The organism is Natronorubrum sulfidifaciens JCM 14089 (assembly GCF_000337735.1).
Classification (GTDB): domain Archaea; phylum Halobacteriota; class Halobacteria; order Halobacteriales; family Natrialbaceae; genus Natronorubrum; species Natronorubrum sulfidifaciens.
Window position 1 is genome coordinate 187,336 of the sequence record NZ_AOHX01000029.1, and the last position, 15,048, is coordinate 202,383.

Below are 15,048 nucleotides of genomic sequence, written 5' to 3' on the forward strand. Positions count from 1 at the left end.
TAAAGGCTGCGGACCGTTGCTCACGATGAACCGTCACGGTCCGCGAATGGTCTTCGAAATCGACCGTAGGTGGCGTTTACCTGTGGGTAGTCAGCCGATTACAAATACGGAATCCGCCCTTGGTGTGAGATACGGAAGGGTCGCTCAGCGGTAGAGCACCGCGGTGTCACATGACCCGCGGCGGCATTATGCCTCGTGGCGTTCGAATCCCACCCCTTCCGCTTTTCCGCTACGGTTTCGACACCGACCAGTCGTCGGCACCACCGTTTTCGCTCACATGACGCCGAGCCGTGACGTCTCCTCGTCGACCTGCTCGAGGCGCTCGATCACTGCCGCGGTCGGCTCTCCCTCGTCGGGCAGCGCCTCGATGCAGGGATAACACAGCAGGTGGCTCGTCCCGTCCGCGAGTTCCAGCGTCATCGCGGTCCCCTCGCTCCCCTCGCCGAACGTCCAGAGGTTGGCGATGCCGCCCGTGACCGTGACGGGGCGACCACAGCCGTCACAGGAGTCGTTTGCCATACTCGAGGCTGGGGGCCGAGCGCTGAAAGTCGTTCCCCCGTCCCGATCGCTTATATGCAGTGTCGTGGTACCGCCCCGCATGGAGGTGGACTGTGCGGGCTGTGCGGGCTGTTGTCTGGACTGGCGGCCGCTGCTCGAGGCCGAAGGCGACGAGACAGATCACCAACGACGGCGGCCGTTCGACGATCCGAACGCAACGCGAGCGCCGCTCGACGACGATCCGATTTTCGTCCCGCTGACCCGCGACGAGGTCCGGGCGTTCCTCGAGGTAGGGCTGGCAGCCGCACTGACGCCGCGGTTCTGGCACGCCCGAGAGACGTCCGAGGGCGTCGAGATCGACGACCGCTCAGTCGCCGCTGTCGCGGGACGGCCGGTCTTCTTTGTCGGCCTGCGAAAGCCGCCGAAACCGGTCGCTCCTGTCGGCCGCGAGGAGCCGACGTGGCTCCCGACGTGTGTCTTTCTCGACCCGACGACGCTGCAGTGTCGCGTCCACGGCGGCGAGCACTTCCCCGAGGAGTGTAGCGCGTATCCGAAACACACCCTCACACTCGAGCACGAAACGGAGTGTGAACGCGTCGAGTCCGCCGGCGGCGGCGAGCGCCTGCTCGATGCGGCCGTCGACGACGACCTCGATGGCCTCTTGCTAGGCTCGCAGGCCCTCGGTGCGAAGCTGTTCGCCCATCCCCAACCGGACGCCCTCGAGGGCGTCATCGACCGCGCTGCGGCCGGAACGTTGACGACGGCCGACCGTGCGGAGTGTCTCGCCGTCGCCGCGGCCTCGAGTCCCGGCACGCTCGCGACGTCCGACCACCACTACGAGCAGGCGCTGGATCGCGTGCTCGAGCAAGCAGATGACGGTTCGTGGGTCGGGCCGGCGATCCGCGAGTGGCAGCGCCGACGGGACACAGGCGAGGGAGTGCCGTCGCCGGCGGTCGCCGACCGCGTCGAAGTCGACCGCGGTGCCTCCGAAACGCCGGGGTGGGACGCCCTCGAGTGAGCGCAGTCCCGTCGTCGGGAACGACTGTTAAGGCCGTCCCAGCCGAACGAAGGCTATGAACGTACTCGTGACGGGGGCGACCGGCTTCGTTGGCCGACGACTCGTCGACGCCCTACTCGAGACGACGGCCCACGACGTGACCGTCCTCGTCAGAGACGCCGATGCCTACGACCCACCCGGGGGCGTCACCGTCGTCGAAGGTGACGTCCTCGAGCCGGGCGGGTTCGAGGCGAGCCTCGAGGGCGTCGACGTCGCCTACTACCTGATCCACGCGATGGACGCCAGCGGGGACTTCGCCGCGCGGGATCGACTCGCGGCCCGGAATTTCGAGCGCGCAGCCAGCGACGCCGGCCTTGAGCGGATCGTCTACCTCAGCGGGCTCGGCAGCGACGCGGACCGGCTCTCGAGTCACCTCGCCTCCCGCCGCGAAGTCGAGACGATACTCGCGGGCGGAACCGCCGACGTCACGGTCCTCAGGGCGGCGGTCATCGTCGGCGACGGCAGTGCGAGCTTTCGGATGGTCCGCCAGCTCGCGACACGGCTGCCGGTGATGATCACACCGCAGTGGATCGAGACGCCCTGCCAGCCGATCGCGATCGATGACGTCGTCGCGTACTGTCTGGCCGTCCTCGAGCGGCCGGAGACGGCCGGGGGAACGTACGAGATCGGCGGCCCGGACGTGCTCACCTACCGGGAGATGCTGACGCGGACGGCCGCAATCGCGACTGGGCGGCGACCACTGATCGTTCCGGTCCCGATTCTGAGTCCGCGGCTCTCGGCGTACTGGGTCGGGCTCGTTACCGACGTTCCGAAGGAACTCGCCTACCCGCTGATCGGCGGCGTTCGCAACCCCGTCGTCGTCACGGACGATCGGTTGGCACAGCTCGTCGATGTCGAGTTGACACCGTTCGACGTTGCCGTCCGACGGGCGCTCGGTACCGACCACGAGACGAGCACACGCCTCGAGACACGGACACGACCGGGGCGAAACATCGAATGACGTCGCCGGAGTACGGCGAGACGTGGGTGTATGAAAGTCTCGTCGGAACGGTGCCCGGACTCGACGTCTCGGCTCGGACGGCGGTCGCACTCCAGTTTCTCGGCTTCGAAGCCGCGATCCTCGTCGTCGCGGCCGTCTACGACCTCCCGGCGGCCGTCCTCCCCGGCACGGCCGCCGTCGTCGTCGCGACGATCGGCAGCTGGCTGATGGTCCGGTTCAGTCGCACCGTCCGCGATCTCCAGACGCCGGCCGCGTACCGGCGGCTGCTGTTTGGCTCGAGCATCGACGTCGTCCTCGGTGTCCTCGCCTTTGTTACGCTGGTCACCTACCTGTTCGTCGTCGAGCCGGGCTCGAGCGAGGAGTCACTCGTGACCGGGCTGTTCGGGCCCGACCCACCAGTCGTGGCGGTCTGGCTTGCGCTGCTCGTTCTCTGGGACGTCGTCTACCGAATCGGCACGTGCTGGTGGGCGAGTCTCGTCGGCTGCTGGCGGGCGCTCGTCTACGAGTTCGATCCCGAAACGACGCGGCGCTACCGGCGAGCAGATGCGATCAACGTCGCGTTTGCAGGGGTACAGCTCCTGTTGGTTCCGTTCGTGATCGGCGATCCGCTGTTAGTTGCCGTTCTCAGTGGGCACGTCGTCGCCGTCGTCGCGGTCACGACGCTCTCGTGGCTACGACAGTAACACGTCTGAAAATCAGTTCAGTCGTCGATCATGCACTCCCGAGCCACTAGTTCGACTTGATCTGTTCGAACTGGTCCAGCAACTCCTCGGCCGACTCACCGGAGTCGTACTCGACTTTCCCGTGATAGATCGTCCGCTCGTCGTCGAAATCGGCGTCGACCCTCGAGGCTTGCCGCTCGCGGCGCTCGTGTTCGTCTTCGTCGTAGGCACCCATTGACATGGTGTATACATCCATGTTACACGGTGACGCATATCAATGTAACGGTCCTTCACATCGCAGTGTGGACGCAACACGTATGGCTCCCCGGGCTGTAATAAGCGGTGTGGCACGGCCGCTTCGCTTTCGTTATTCGCCCACGTTCTGGAGCGAACAGCGAGTCCGACAGGAAATTCTCCAGCCGCTTCGCTCGAACATCGGCGCCCGCGCGGTGACGCCGCGGTTCGAGATCGGCGCGAACTGGGAGACACACCGCTTCGAGATGCAAAACGGCGATCTCGCACTCTTTGCGCGAAACGACGAGGAAGCCTACTGGATGGGCAACACCGAGACGCCCTCGTCGCTGTGGCGAACCGACAAGTTCGGCTGGCAGTCGGTTCCACATCACGTCGCCCGCTGGAGCAAGCGCGAACTGCTTGCGACCCTTCACGAGGAAGATCCGTGGCTCGCGGACTACCCACACATTTCGTGGTATTTTCTCCCCGTCTTCATGTCCAAAGACGGCCGCGAGTCGACGCGTGCGTTCTTTCGCGAACACGCCGCCGGCTTCCCCGACGCCGGCCGACGCGAGACGACCCGCTTTTTTGAGGACTTCTTCAAAACCGGCGTCTTAGACGAGTACCGACACGTCATGTCCGGCAAACTGGGGACCAGCGACCACGTCGACCGCGTCCGCATGAGCGCCGCGATGGGCGAGTTCATCGCGGCGAAAATCCTCACCGACGCCGACTACGAGGTCGTCCCCGAGATTGAGGTTACAACTGGCCATTCGCTGGATTTCCGCGCCAAAGACGACGAGACTAACGTCTTAGTCGAGGTCACCCGGCCACAGCCGCCGGCCAACCGCGCGGCAGCCGGCCCCGTCGCCGCCGTCCGCGACACCGCAGAGACGAAAGTCAACGGCCAACTCGCCGAACACGGCGGCGGTGCCGTCCTCTTCGTCGACTGCTCGAGTTTCCGTGACGACGAATGGAACGCCGTCCGCGGCGAGCAACCTGACGTGCGACACCGACCCGCCGTCGTCTATCGCGCCCGGCCAAACGGTCGAGTCGAAGGCTATCGAAAGGGATCGGTCCCGCTCGAGCTTGCCGACGGCCTCGAGTTGCTGGACTGATTCGACGACAGAGCCCCGACCGTTCCGACGCCTCGTCCAGTTCCGTTCTCGACCGAATTTGTGGGAGAAGTTCCTCTTGGCATATCTATATGATCAATGATGCCAATTACCAAGGTATGCGTGCAGCAGTACTCGAGGAACACGGCGAACCGCTCACGATCAAAGACGTCGACGCGCCCGACCCCGATCCGACCGGCGCAGTCGTCGAAGTCGAAGCCTGCGGTGTCTGCCGGAGCGACTGGCACGGCTGGCAGGGCGACTGGGAGTGGCTGAATCTCGAGACCCAGCCGGGGCAGATTCTGGGTCACGAGCCCGCGGGCCACGTCGTTGCCGTTGGAGATGAGGTCGAAGGCGTCGACGAGGGCGACCACGTCGCGATCCCGTTCAATCTCGGCGACGGGGCCTGCCCACGGTGTCAGCGCGGGCACTCGAACATCTGTGAGAACGTGATGCCGCTTGGCTTCGTCGAGCAAGCCCAGGGCGCGTTCGCCGAACAGGTACACGTTCCCGTCGCCGACCACAACCTCGTCCACCTGCCCGACGGCGTCTCGTCGGTCGACATGGCCGGACTCGGCTGTCGGTTCATGACCTCGTTTCACGCGTTGGCCCACCGCGCCGACGTCAGCGCAGGCGACTGGGTCTCGATCCACGGCTGTGGGGGAATCGGCCTCTCCGCGGTCCACATCGCCGACGCACTCGGCGCGAACGTCGTCGCCGTCGATCTCACGGACGACAAACTCGAGCGCGCGACAGATCTCGGTGCTGTCGAGACCGTCAACGCCGACAACGTCGACGACGTGCCCGGCGAAATCAAGGGAATCACAGACGGCGGCGCGAACGTCTCGATGGACGCGTTGGGTATCGCGACGACGTGTCAGAACTCCGTGTTCAGCCTCGACGCCCACGGCCAGCACATTCAGGTTGGGCTGACGACACAGGACGAACAGGGAATGGTCAGCCTCCCGACCGACGCGATGGTGATGCAAGAAATCGAGTTCATCGGCTCGCTCGGTATGCCACCGACGCGCTACGACGAAATCTTCCGCATGGTCTCGACCGGCAAACTCGAGCCCGAAAAGGTCGTCTCCGAGACGATCGGTCTCGAGGACGTCAGCGACAAACTCGCGGCGATGACCGACTACGAGACGGTCGGCATTCCGGTCATCGACGAGTTCTGAACGGACACCAATCGGGTCCGTCTGTCTTGGTCTAACAGAGTCACGACTCGTGGACGCAAAAGTTCCATCGACAAGCCAGCGGAAAACTCCGGAAATCAGAGACTCGTCTGGTCTCTCGAGTCGCAGAAAAACGTCGCCGGTATCGGGCCGTCGTTAGAACGACATCGGCTCGGGTGCGTACGGGCTTCCCAGCGGTGTCGGGTCGCGGTCGCTGTAGCCGACGCGGCCGATCGCCTTGTTGCTGACCGCACAGGAGAGGGCAAGCCGAACGTCTTCCGGTGTTTCGAACGTTTCGGACTCGAGGCGAGCGAGTACATCGCCGACCGTCTCGGAACCGTTCTGGAGTTCGAGGGTTCGATCGCCGTACTCTTCGATGAGTTCCTCGGTCGTGACGGGATAGTTGCGGTCAGCAGCGAATTCGCCGGAGCCGTTTGGGAACATTACATCTGTTTGTGGGTGAACAATGATTATAAACATTGTGCATGTAGGTTCTCTAGGGGAGCCATACACCTAATATTCCTAGAACAGGGCGAAAACGTGCGACTCCCGGACGGAGAAACGACTTTACGCATATCGACCCTCGCCTCGAGTGAGATGCCCTACGCCGATCTGCACGTCCACACGACGCGCTCGGACGGGAGCCTCGAGCTCGCGGCCGTGCCAGCTGCGGCCCGCCGTGGCGGCGTGGCTGTCGTCGCGGTGACGGACCACGACCGGATACAGCCGTTCGACGGGCCGGTGGTCGACCGCGATGGCGTCACGATCATCAACGGGATCGAACTCCGCGTCTCGACGCCGGACGGCCAGCGCGTCGACCTGCTTGGCTACGGGGTCGACCCAACGCCGGAACTCGAGGAACTCGTCGCGGAGATTCAGCGAAACCGGGTCGAACGCGGACAGGCGATCGTCGACTGCGTCGAGGATCGGCTCGGGATCGACCTCGACGTCCGTGTCGAGGACGGGTTCGGTCGGCCACACGTCGCTCGAGCGATCGACGCTCATTCCGGCACACCATACGACTACACAGCGGCGTTCGAGGAACTCATCGGGTACGGCGATCCCTGTTACGTGCCACGGGAGGTGCCATCGTTCGACCGCGGGGTGGGCGCGCTCGAGGCGTCGTGTCGACTCGTCTCGCTCGCCCACCCGTTACGGTATCGCGATCCTGCGGCTGCACTCGAACTGACAGCCGACCCGGCGCTCGAGGCAGTCGAGTATCACTATCCCTACACGCGAAGCCACGACGATGGCTCCCGTCGCCTCGAGGAGGCGATCGAACGCAACGACCTGCTCGTGACCGGTGGCACCGACGCCCACGAAGACGAACTCGGCGTTGCTGGCCTCTCACAACGCGAGTACAAACAGTTACAGATCGACGAAATACCGGACAGATAACGTAAATCATGGCCGATAGCGGAGGGTTCAATGCAACGTGGTTCCAACGGACGGGCATGAACTGCCACTACTGTGACCGGGAGGCCGCCTTTGCCGCCGAATCGGAGGGCCTCAAAGTCGGTCTCTGCGAGGAACACTTCCGCGAGCGGCTGCAAGAACTCGCCGAAGCCGACGGTCTCGAGACGTTGAAAGAAAAAGTCGACGTCGACCGTGCGGAGTAACTCGGCAAGTGGCGGTGTCGTGTGTCGCGTTAGTCACCTGTTCTATAGTAACAACTGAACCGATTGACACACGCATCGCACAGCGAACGGGTCACGTCGTTCCCCGCTCGCCAGTTCGCGGCTCTCGCTCGAGTCCTCGCTCACGGGCCGTTCCTCCCCGTTCGCGTTTCCGCGGGTCTCGCTCACGTCGTTCGCTCACGGGCCGTTCCTCCCCGTTCGCGTTTCCGCGGGNCCGTTCGCGTTTCCGCGGGTCTCGCTCACGTCGTTCGCTCACGGGCCGTTCCTCCCCGTTCGCGTTTCCGCGGGTCTCGCTCACGTCGTTCGCTTCGACCCGCGCACGCTTCGACCCGCGCACGCTCCGACCCGCTCTCCCGTCGTGCGATGTGGTGTTCAGTGACGTGCAGTGGCTACTATAATTGGTTACGACAGTCTCACTCCGAGCGACTGGCATCGACGTCGATCGCATCGACGGGACAGACGTCGACACAGAGCATACAATCGATACACTGGGCTTCGTGGGTCGGCTCGGCCTTCTGTTCGCTTTCGGGGTGGCCCGGCGTGTCGACCCACTCGAAGACGTCGACGGGACAGTCCTCGAGACAGGCACCATCGGCGATACAGAGGTCGTAATCGACCGCAACGTGTGTGCCACGAATGCCGAGTTGTTCGGGTTCGTCGACCGGCCCCCAGACGGAAACGCCGTTTTCTTCGCCTACTTTCTCTCGGTTCTCGTTGAACTGTGGATCGATGGCCATCGTTAACGGCCCAACGCAGGAGGCGCGCACGTAAAAGTGTGTACGCATCTTGCCGCAGGCCGTTGCGATGGGCTGGTGAACGCCGACGTGCCCCCGTTCGTGAGCCGACGCCGACGAGACGGGAACGACACCCTCAATCTCCGGCGACGACTGCCCGCCGAGGGGAAGACACATCAGCGAACGCACACATATAGCCAACAGGACACCCCATTATGGCTCCCCAAACAGACACACAGACACAAGCCCTGCTCGAGGAGACACGGCTCTCGTCGGGCAGGCTCGAGACGCTGTCGAGGCAGATCGAGGCCGACAGCACCGCGACGATTACCGTTCGTGCGCCGGCGACGGATGCGGCGATCGGCTCGATTCCGGCCTGTACCGACGCCGACGTTGGCCGTGCTGTCTCGCGTGCACGCGACGCCCAGGTGTCGTGGGCCGAAACCCCACTCAAGGAGCGCAGCGACGTCCTCGAGCGCTTTGCCGACCTGGTCCTCGAGCACCGTGGCGAACTGCTCGATCTGTTGCAACTCGAGACGGGCAAATCCCGTCAAGACGCCGTCGAAGAGGTGCTCGACATCCCGCTGACCTGCTCGTACTACGCCGACACGGGGCCGAGCGTGCTCGCTGAGAAACGCCGACGGGGCGCGCTGGCACCTGCGACGACCGCCCGTGTCACTCGCGAGCCAGTCGGCGTCGTCGGCGTCATCTCGCCGTGGAACTACCCGCTAACGCTCTCGGTGACCGACGCTATTCCAGCCATCCTCGCCGGTAACGCGGTCGTGCTCAAACCCGACGAGAAGACGCCGTTTACCGCCCTCGCGCTCGCGGAGTTGCTCGAGCGAGCCGGCCTCCCCGATGGCGTCTTCGAGATCATCACCGGCCAGGGGCCAGTCGTCGGGCCGGCGCTGATCGATCGCGTCGACTACGTGGCGTTCACTGGCAGCACCGAGACGGGCCGCGCCGTCGCCGAACAGGCCGGTCGGAACCTGATCGACTGCTCGCTCGAACTCGGCGGGAAGAACCCGCTTGTCGTCCTCGACGATGCCGACGTCGAACAGGCCGCCCGCGGCGCGGTTCATGCCTGTTTTACGAACGCCGGCCAACTCTGTCTCGCCGCCGAACGGCTCTACGTCGACGAGTCGGTGTACGACGCCTTTCTCGACGCCTTCGTCGGCGAGACGCGCCGGCTCACGCTCGGCACCGGCTTCGATTTCGACGCCGACGTCGGCTCGCTGATCGACGGCGACCAACTCGAGCGCGTCGAGACCCACGTGGCGGACGCCTTGGAGTCGGGTGCGTCGGTGCTGACCGGCGGGAGACGCCGTCCCGACGTTGGCCCGTTCTGTTACGAGCCGACGATCCTGACCGACGTCGACCCCGACGCCGCAGTCGCCTGCGAGGAGACGTTCGGACCCGTCGTTTCCGTCGAGCCAGTGTCGGACACCGAGGCAGCGATCGCGGCCGCGAACGATTCAGACTACGGGCTCAACGCGAGCGTCTGGACCGGCGACCGCGACCGCGGCATCGACGTCGCTCGCCGAATCGACTGCGGCACCGTCTGTGTCAACGACGGCTACGTCTCCGGCTGGGCGGCCGTCGATGCGCCGATGGGCGGAGTCGGTGACTCCGGACTCGGTCGCCGTCACGGCCGTGCGGGGATCGAACGTTACCTCGAGTCGAAAACGATCGCCACGTCTCGAATCGGGCCGCTCGACGCGCCACCGGGCGTGCCGGCGTCGTGGTACGCTCGCGGGATGGTCGGCCTGACGCGACTGCAACGGCGGTTGCCGTCCGTCTCGAGTCTCGTGGGGCGGCTCCGATGAGCGAGCACACCGCCAGCGGCGGTGCTCGGAAGCCACCGCAGGTCCTGCTCACCGGCTTCCCCGGCTTTCTGGGGTCGGCGCTGGTCGAGCGCTTACTCGAGCGCGGCGACGGTCCGATCGCCTGTCTGATCCAGCCGAAATACCGCGCGCTCGCCGAAAAGCGGGTGACCGAACTCGCCGGCGGCGACGACGCGATCCGGCTCTACGAGGGCGATATCACCGAGCCCGGAATCGGACTCGACGATGGGACGCTCGAGGCACTCGAGTCCGTCGCGGCGCTCTATCATCTCGCGGCGATCTACGATCTCGCCGTCGATCCCGAACCTGCCGAGGCGGTCAACGTCCGCGGGACCGAACACGTCCTCGACGTCGCCGAGGCCCTCGAGGCCGACCGATTCCACTACGTCAGCACGTGTTACGTCAGCGGGCGCTATGACGGGGTCTTCACCGAAGATCATCTCGAGGAGGGACAGTCGTTTAACAACCACTACGAGCGGACGAAGTACGAAGCCGAAGTCGCCGTCCAAGAGCGGCTGGCCGACGGGCTGTCGGCGACGATCTACCGCCCCGCAATCGTTGTCGGCGACAGCGAGACCGGCGAGGCCGACAAGTACGACGGCCCGTACTACCTGATCCGGCTGCTACTCGCCCAGCCAGCGGCCTGCTCGATCATGACGAGCCTCCCCGGCGGTGCCGACAGCGAACTCAACGTCGTCCCACGGGATTTCGTCATCGACGCCATCGCACACCTGAGCGGCCGCGAGGACACCGTCGGCGAGGTGTATCAGCTCTGTGACCCGTCCCCACTGTCGGTCCCGACCGTCATCGAGACAGTCGGCGATGCGATGGGTCATCGTGTCGTCTCGATTCCCGGATCGAAACCGCTCACGAAACGGCTGCTGGGCACACTCGCGGCGCGTGGCTGGCCCGCCGAGCCGGCGACGCTCGACTACTTCGACCATCCGACGCGGTATGCCTGTCCGAACACCCAGCGAGCGCTCGCCGGAACGGGACTCGAGTGTCCGCCGTTCGAGTCCTACGTCGACGCTCTCGTCGCGTTCGTTCGCGACAACCCGGCCGTCGGCGACGAAGCGATGAGTTGATGTCCGGGCCGCGACGCGCGAACGCACCGCTTTTGGCCACGCCGTTAGTAACGCCGGTATGAACCTCACACATCGTCCCCGGCGGCTTCGGCAAGACCGGGTACGGGGTCTCGTCAGCGAGACGAGCCTCGAGCCATCGGATCTCATCGCGCCGGTGTTCGTCGACGCAACGACCGACGAGCGGATTCCAATCGAGTCGATGCCGGGCCACGAACGGGTGCCCGTCGACGAGGCCGTCGCCCGCGTCGAGGACGTCCTCGAGACGGGCGTCGAAGCCGTCATGCTGTTCGGGATTCCCGAATCGAAAGACCCCGAGGGAACCCGCGCGTGGGCCGAGGACGGCGTCGTCCAGGAGGCGGCCCGACGGATCAGCGCCGACACCGACGCCTACGTCATCACCGACGTCTGTCTCTGTGAGTACACCGACCACGGCCACTGCGGGCCGCTCGAGGAGGCGCTGCGCGGCGAGGCGGGCTATGAAGGCTGTGCTCACGACCCGACGCTGACGGTCGACAACGACGCGACGCTCGAGGCGCTCGATCGGATCGCCGTCTCCCACGCCGAGGCGGGCGCGGACATGATCGCGCCAAGTGGCATGATGGACGGCATGGTCGCCGCCATCCGCGAGGGACTCGATCGTGAGGGGTTCGAACACGTCCCGATCATGAGCTACGCCGCGAAGTACGAGAGTGCCTTTTATGGGCCGTTCCGGGACGCCGCCGACGGTGCGCCCGCCTTCGGCAACCGCCGCCACTACCAGATGGACCCTGCCAACGCCCGCGAGGCGATGCGTGAGGTTCGACTCGACGCCGAGCAGGGGGCGGACGTCCTGATGGTCAAACCCGCGCTGCCGTATCTCGACATCGTGAGCGACCTCCGCCGGGAGTTCGACCATCCCATCGCCGCCTACAACGTCTCCGGCGAGTACGCCATGCTTCACGCCGCCGCCGAGAAGGGGTGGCTCGATCTCGAGGCCGTCGCACACGAGTCGCTGCTGTCGATCAAACGCGCCGGTGCGGATCTGATTCTGACGTACTTCGCCGAAGACGTCGCACAGGGACTGACTGCGGGGCGATAGCGAGGCGACTGCGGAATTTTGCTGATACGTTCGATGTCAGTTGACAGGGAATCGGCTCTTTTGCAGCATTCGGACAAACGTCCAGCCGAGGGAGCTGCCGGAGATACCAGTGACAATATCTGCCGCGCGCGGTCGAAAGGCGCAACTGAGCGGCGAAAACTGACGGTATCGGTGTGGGTTCCGTGAGAATTCTCGCGCCTTCGGGTTTACAAACTGAAAATATATAACCAGCGATCGAAAAATGCGCAAGATCAGATACCCTTATACAGATTAAATCACCTCTAGATTTGTCTGCTTGTCCCTATTACGCCACGATTAGTGGACGAACATCAACGCTAATCCTTATATGGAGTTGTTCCATCCAGCTTAAACGTGATTCAGAAGACAACCATGATCTTGAACGGATCGATCGTGGACAAACGTCTACAACGTACCGAGAGCAAAACGGTATCGATGGAGGGCCAGCGATGATCGAGCCAGTGTTCCTCGAGGTCAGTGCTGGCGACCTCGAGTCGCTTGCGACGGGGATGAACCTGATGTGGGCGCTGACGGTCACGTTCCTGATCTTCTTCATGCACGCCGGCTTCGCGATGCTCGAGGCAGGGCAGGTTCGCTCGAAGAACGTCGCGAACCAGCTGACGAAGAACATGCTGACCTGGGCGATCGGGATCGGCGTTTTCTTCGTGATCGGGATGGGGATCTCGAACAACGTCGGGTCGCTGTTAGGCGGTGGCGACTCCTCCCCGCTGACGATGTTCGGGGCAGGGTCGTTCGACTGGGCGATGTGGCTCTTTAGCGCGGTGTTCGCGATGACCGCAGCCACGATCGTCTCCGGTGCGGTCGCCGGTCGCGCGAAACTCCGCGCGTACGTCACTTACACCTTCCTGCTGGCGGCAGTCATCTACCCCGTCGTTGCGGCGATGGTCTGGTACGCCCCCGGTGGCGAACCGATCCTCGCTGCCTTCGGCTTCGCTGACTTCGCCGGTGGGATGGTCGTCCACGGCGTCGGCGGGGTCGCCGGTCTCACCGCCGCGTGGATTCTCGGCGCTCGCATGGACAAGTACAACGACGACGGCAGCGTCAACATCATCCCCGGTCACTCGATGACGTTCGCCGTGTTGGGGACGCTGATCCTCTGTTTCGGCTGGTTCGGCTTCAACGTCGGGACGGCCGCAACGGTCGTCGATGTCGACACCGGCGCGGCAGCCGGCGAAGTCGTCGGTTTAGCTGACTTCGAGTACGTCGGCAGCGTCGCAATGGTTACCGCCCTCGGCATGGGACTCGGCGCGATCGGTGCGTCGACCATCTCCGTGTTCATGAACGGGAAAGTCGACACGCTGTACGTCGCAAACGGCATGCTCGCTGGCCTCGTCGGTGTCACGGGTCCGACGGATCTGATCACGCCGATGGGTGCGATCGCGATCGGCTTCCTCGCCGGTGCCCAGCTGCCGATCGTCTTCAAGTTCGTCGAACAGCGCCTCAAGATTGACGACGTCTGTGCGGTCTTCCCCGTCCACGGGACCGCAGGGATGCTCGGACTGATCATCTACCCACTCTGGTCGATCGAGGGAACGGCCATCGGCGGTAGCGTCATCGCCGGCGGCATCCTCTCGATCGAAGCCGGCGCGTTCGTCCCACAGATCACCGGCGTTGCCGTGATCACGATCTGGACCGTGCTCGCAACCGCAGCCGTCTGGGGCGCGTTCAAAGCCATTGGACAGGCTCGAGTCACCTCCGACCACGAGCGCGATGGACTCGACCTCGCCGAACACGGTGTCGACACCTACCCCGAGTTCGGCCAGCCCGACCTCGCAACCGACGGCGGATACACTGACGACGACAGCGTCATCCGAGCCGACGGCGGCGAGCCGAACGACGGCGAGATCAAGATGATCACCGCGATCGTCCGTCCGGACCGTCTCGGTGCGATCAAACAGTCACTCGCGGAAATCGGTGCCCCGTCGCTGACCGTCACCAACGTCTCCGGCCGCGGCTCCCAGCCCGCAAAGAAAGGCCAGTGGCGCGGCGAGGAGTACACCGTCGACCTCCACCAGAAGGTCAAAATCGAGTGTGTCGTCGCCGACATCCCCGCTGACGAAGTCGTCGATGCGATCGGAACGGCCGCAAACACCGGCGAACCGGGTGACGGGAAGATCTTCGTGATTCCCGTCGAGGACGCCTACCAAGTCCGAACCGAAAAGACCGGCCCGGACGCGGTCTAAGCCGAACTGTCGGTGCCCCACTCGTAATCGAGCCCCCACCCTTTTCAGCGTCGATCGAACGCAGCGCGTGTGCTTTCGATTCCGGGCGACTCGAGGACATGCAAGTGGATTTATGTGTTCTGGTTGTGATCTGTCGAGCGGATGAGTCAGCAACACGACGAGACGACGTTGCAGTACGACGATCCCGAACCGGCCGACGACGGGCCGGAGCAGTCGGCACAGACGGAATCGACAGTGGATCGCCTGTTGCTCGAGGACGAGGAGTTGCTCGTCGAGACGCGACCGACGTGGTGGAACTGGACGCCACACGCGATCGGTGCCGGTCTGCTCGTGCTGGTTGGCCTCGTGCTCGGGATGGAAGGGGCGATTCTCGGCCTTGCTGCAGGGCTCGTGATCGCGGGCTATATCTGGTATCGGCGGAATCGAGTTCGCTATCTGGTTACTGACCGTCGAATCATCGTCAGCACCGGGCTCTCGGCCAAGACGACCACCGAGACGTGGATGGAAGACATCCGCGGGCTGCAGACGAAGACGACCGCATTCAGTCGCCAGCAGGGGTACGGGTCGATTACGGTCTCCCACGGCGTGATCCCACAGGGGCTCAGCCGAACGACGGGGATCAAGCTGTCGGGAGTCCCGAACCACGACGACGTGGCGGCCACGATCCGACAGCGACAGTCAACTCGCAAGCGCGGCGACCGCTGAACGGTCTCGGCTGGCCGGCCGAACGATCGGTCGAACCC

The 15,048-nt window shown here is 64.5% G+C and carries 16 protein-coding genes and 1 tRNA gene; 13 read left to right on the forward strand and 4 right to left on the reverse strand.

The window, feature by feature from the left end:
- Nucleotides 1–133: 133 nt before the first annotated feature.
- A tRNA-Asp gene (locus C495_RS06530) sits at nucleotides 134–221 on the forward strand.
- 52 nt (nucleotides 222–273) lie between these two features.
- Here C495_RS06530 and C495_RS06535 read toward each other — a convergent pair.
- Complete coding sequence (locus C495_RS06535) at nucleotides 274–519, reverse strand: DUF7561 family protein (RefSeq protein WP_008161157.1); 246 nt, start codon at nucleotides 517–519, stop codon at nucleotides 274–276.
- A 79-nt stretch (nucleotides 520–598) separates the two neighbouring features.
- Between C495_RS06535 and C495_RS06540 the strand changes: the two genes are divergently transcribed.
- Genes C495_RS06540 through C495_RS06550 form a run of 3 tightly spaced genes read left to right on the forward strand, consistent with a single transcriptional unit; the run spans nucleotide 599 to nucleotide 3,199 of the window.
- Entirely contained in the window at nucleotides 599–1,516 is a 918-nt protein-coding gene (locus C495_RS06540) for a zinc/iron-chelating domain-containing protein (RefSeq protein ID WP_008161159.1), read from the forward strand.
- Nucleotides 1,517–1,571: 55 nt separating this feature from the next.
- The gene (locus C495_RS06545) at nucleotides 1,572–2,516 is read left to right on the forward strand and encodes an NAD(P)H-binding protein (protein WP_008161162.1); all 945 of its coding nucleotides are present in this window, start codon (nucleotides 1,572–1,574) and stop codon (nucleotides 2,514–2,516) included.
- Nucleotides 2,513–3,199 (forward strand): DUF7530 family protein, encoded by a 687-nt coding sequence (locus C495_RS06550; protein ID WP_008161163.1) that lies wholly within the window; start codon nucleotides 2,513–2,515, stop codon nucleotides 3,197–3,199. The genes C495_RS06545 and C495_RS06550 overlap by 4 nt, the downstream gene beginning before the upstream one ends.
- A 46-nt stretch (nucleotides 3,200–3,245) precedes the next feature.
- Here C495_RS06550 and C495_RS17935 read toward each other — a convergent pair whose 3' ends face one another.
- A complete protein-coding gene (locus C495_RS17935; protein ID WP_008161165.1) occupies nucleotides 3,246–3,419 on the reverse strand; it encodes a DUF5786 family protein in 174 nt (57 codons plus the stop codon).
- A 103-nt stretch (nucleotides 3,420–3,522) separates the two neighbouring features.
- On the opposite strand from C495_RS17935, the gene C495_RS06555 reads away from it, so the two are divergent.
- Both C495_RS06555 and C495_RS06560 read left to right on the forward strand, forming a co-directional pair.
- Entirely contained in the window at nucleotides 3,523–4,530 is a 1,008-nt protein-coding gene (locus C495_RS06555) for a DUF5784 family protein (protein ID WP_008161167.1), read from the forward strand.
- A 116-nt stretch (nucleotides 4,531–4,646) separates the two neighbouring features.
- A complete protein-coding gene (locus C495_RS06560; RefSeq protein WP_008161168.1) occupies nucleotides 4,647–5,708 on the forward strand; it encodes a zinc-dependent alcohol dehydrogenase family protein in 1,062 nt (353 codons plus the stop codon).
- 153 nt (nucleotides 5,709–5,861) lie between these two features.
- On the opposite strand, the gene C495_RS06565 is transcribed toward C495_RS06560, so the two are convergent.
- The gene (locus C495_RS06565) at nucleotides 5,862–6,149 is read right to left on the reverse strand and encodes a DUF5789 family protein (protein ID WP_008161170.1); all 288 of its coding nucleotides are present in this window, start codon (nucleotides 6,147–6,149) and stop codon (nucleotides 5,862–5,864) included.
- Between the two features lie 153 nt (nucleotides 6,150–6,302).
- On the opposite strand from C495_RS06565, the gene C495_RS06570 reads away from it, so the two are divergent.
- Both C495_RS06570 and C495_RS17940 read left to right on the forward strand, forming a co-directional pair.
- The gene (locus C495_RS06570; protein WP_008161172.1) at nucleotides 6,303–7,103 is read left to right on the forward strand and encodes a PHP domain-containing protein; all 801 of its coding nucleotides are present in this window, start codon (nucleotides 6,303–6,305) and stop codon (nucleotides 7,101–7,103) included.
- 56 nt (nucleotides 7,104–7,159) lie between these two features.
- The gene (locus C495_RS17940) at nucleotides 7,160–7,324 is read left to right on the forward strand and encodes a DUF6757 family protein (protein WP_006066091.1); all 165 of its coding nucleotides are present in this window, start codon (nucleotides 7,160–7,162) and stop codon (nucleotides 7,322–7,324) included.
- Nucleotides 7,325–7,755: 431 nt separating this feature from the next.
- Here the strand turns inward: C495_RS17940 and C495_RS06585 are convergent, their stop codons facing one another.
- Nucleotides 7,756–8,079 (reverse strand): 4Fe-4S dicluster domain-containing protein, encoded by a 324-nt coding sequence (locus C495_RS06585; RefSeq protein WP_008161178.1) that lies wholly within the window; start codon nucleotides 8,077–8,079, stop codon nucleotides 7,756–7,758.
- A 212-nt stretch (nucleotides 8,080–8,291) separates the two neighbouring features.
- On the opposite strand from C495_RS06585, the gene C495_RS06590 reads away from it, so the two are divergent.
- The 5 genes from C495_RS06590 to C495_RS06610 all read left to right on the forward strand — a co-directional run bounded on the left by C495_RS06590 (nucleotide 8,292) and on the right by C495_RS06610 (nucleotide 15,010).
- Entirely contained in the window at nucleotides 8,292–9,902 is a 1,611-nt protein-coding gene (locus C495_RS06590; protein WP_008161179.1) for a succinic semialdehyde dehydrogenase, read from the forward strand.
- Complete coding sequence (locus tag C495_RS06595; RefSeq protein ID WP_008161180.1) at nucleotides 9,899–11,005, forward strand: SDR family oxidoreductase; 1,107 nt, start codon at nucleotides 9,899–9,901, stop codon at nucleotides 11,003–11,005. Before C495_RS06590 ends, C495_RS06595 begins: the two co-directional genes overlap by 4 nt.
- Before the next feature lie 58 nt (nucleotides 11,006–11,063).
- Nucleotides 11,064–12,083, forward strand: a complete 1,020-nt coding sequence (gene hemB / locus C495_RS06600; RefSeq protein WP_008161181.1) for a porphobilinogen synthase — start codon at nucleotides 11,064–11,066, stop codon at nucleotides 12,081–12,083.
- A gap of 467 nt (nucleotides 12,084–12,550) precedes the next feature.
- Complete coding sequence (locus C495_RS06605) at nucleotides 12,551–14,305, forward strand: ammonium transporter (protein WP_008161182.1); 1,755 nt, start codon at nucleotides 12,551–12,553, stop codon at nucleotides 14,303–14,305.
- A gap of 141 nt (nucleotides 14,306–14,446) precedes the next feature.
- On the forward strand, nucleotides 14,447–15,010 hold the full coding sequence (locus C495_RS06610) for a PH domain-containing protein (RefSeq protein WP_008161183.1): 564 nt from the start codon (nucleotides 14,447–14,449) through the stop codon (nucleotides 15,008–15,010).
- Nucleotides 15,011–15,048 lie beyond the last annotated feature (38 nt).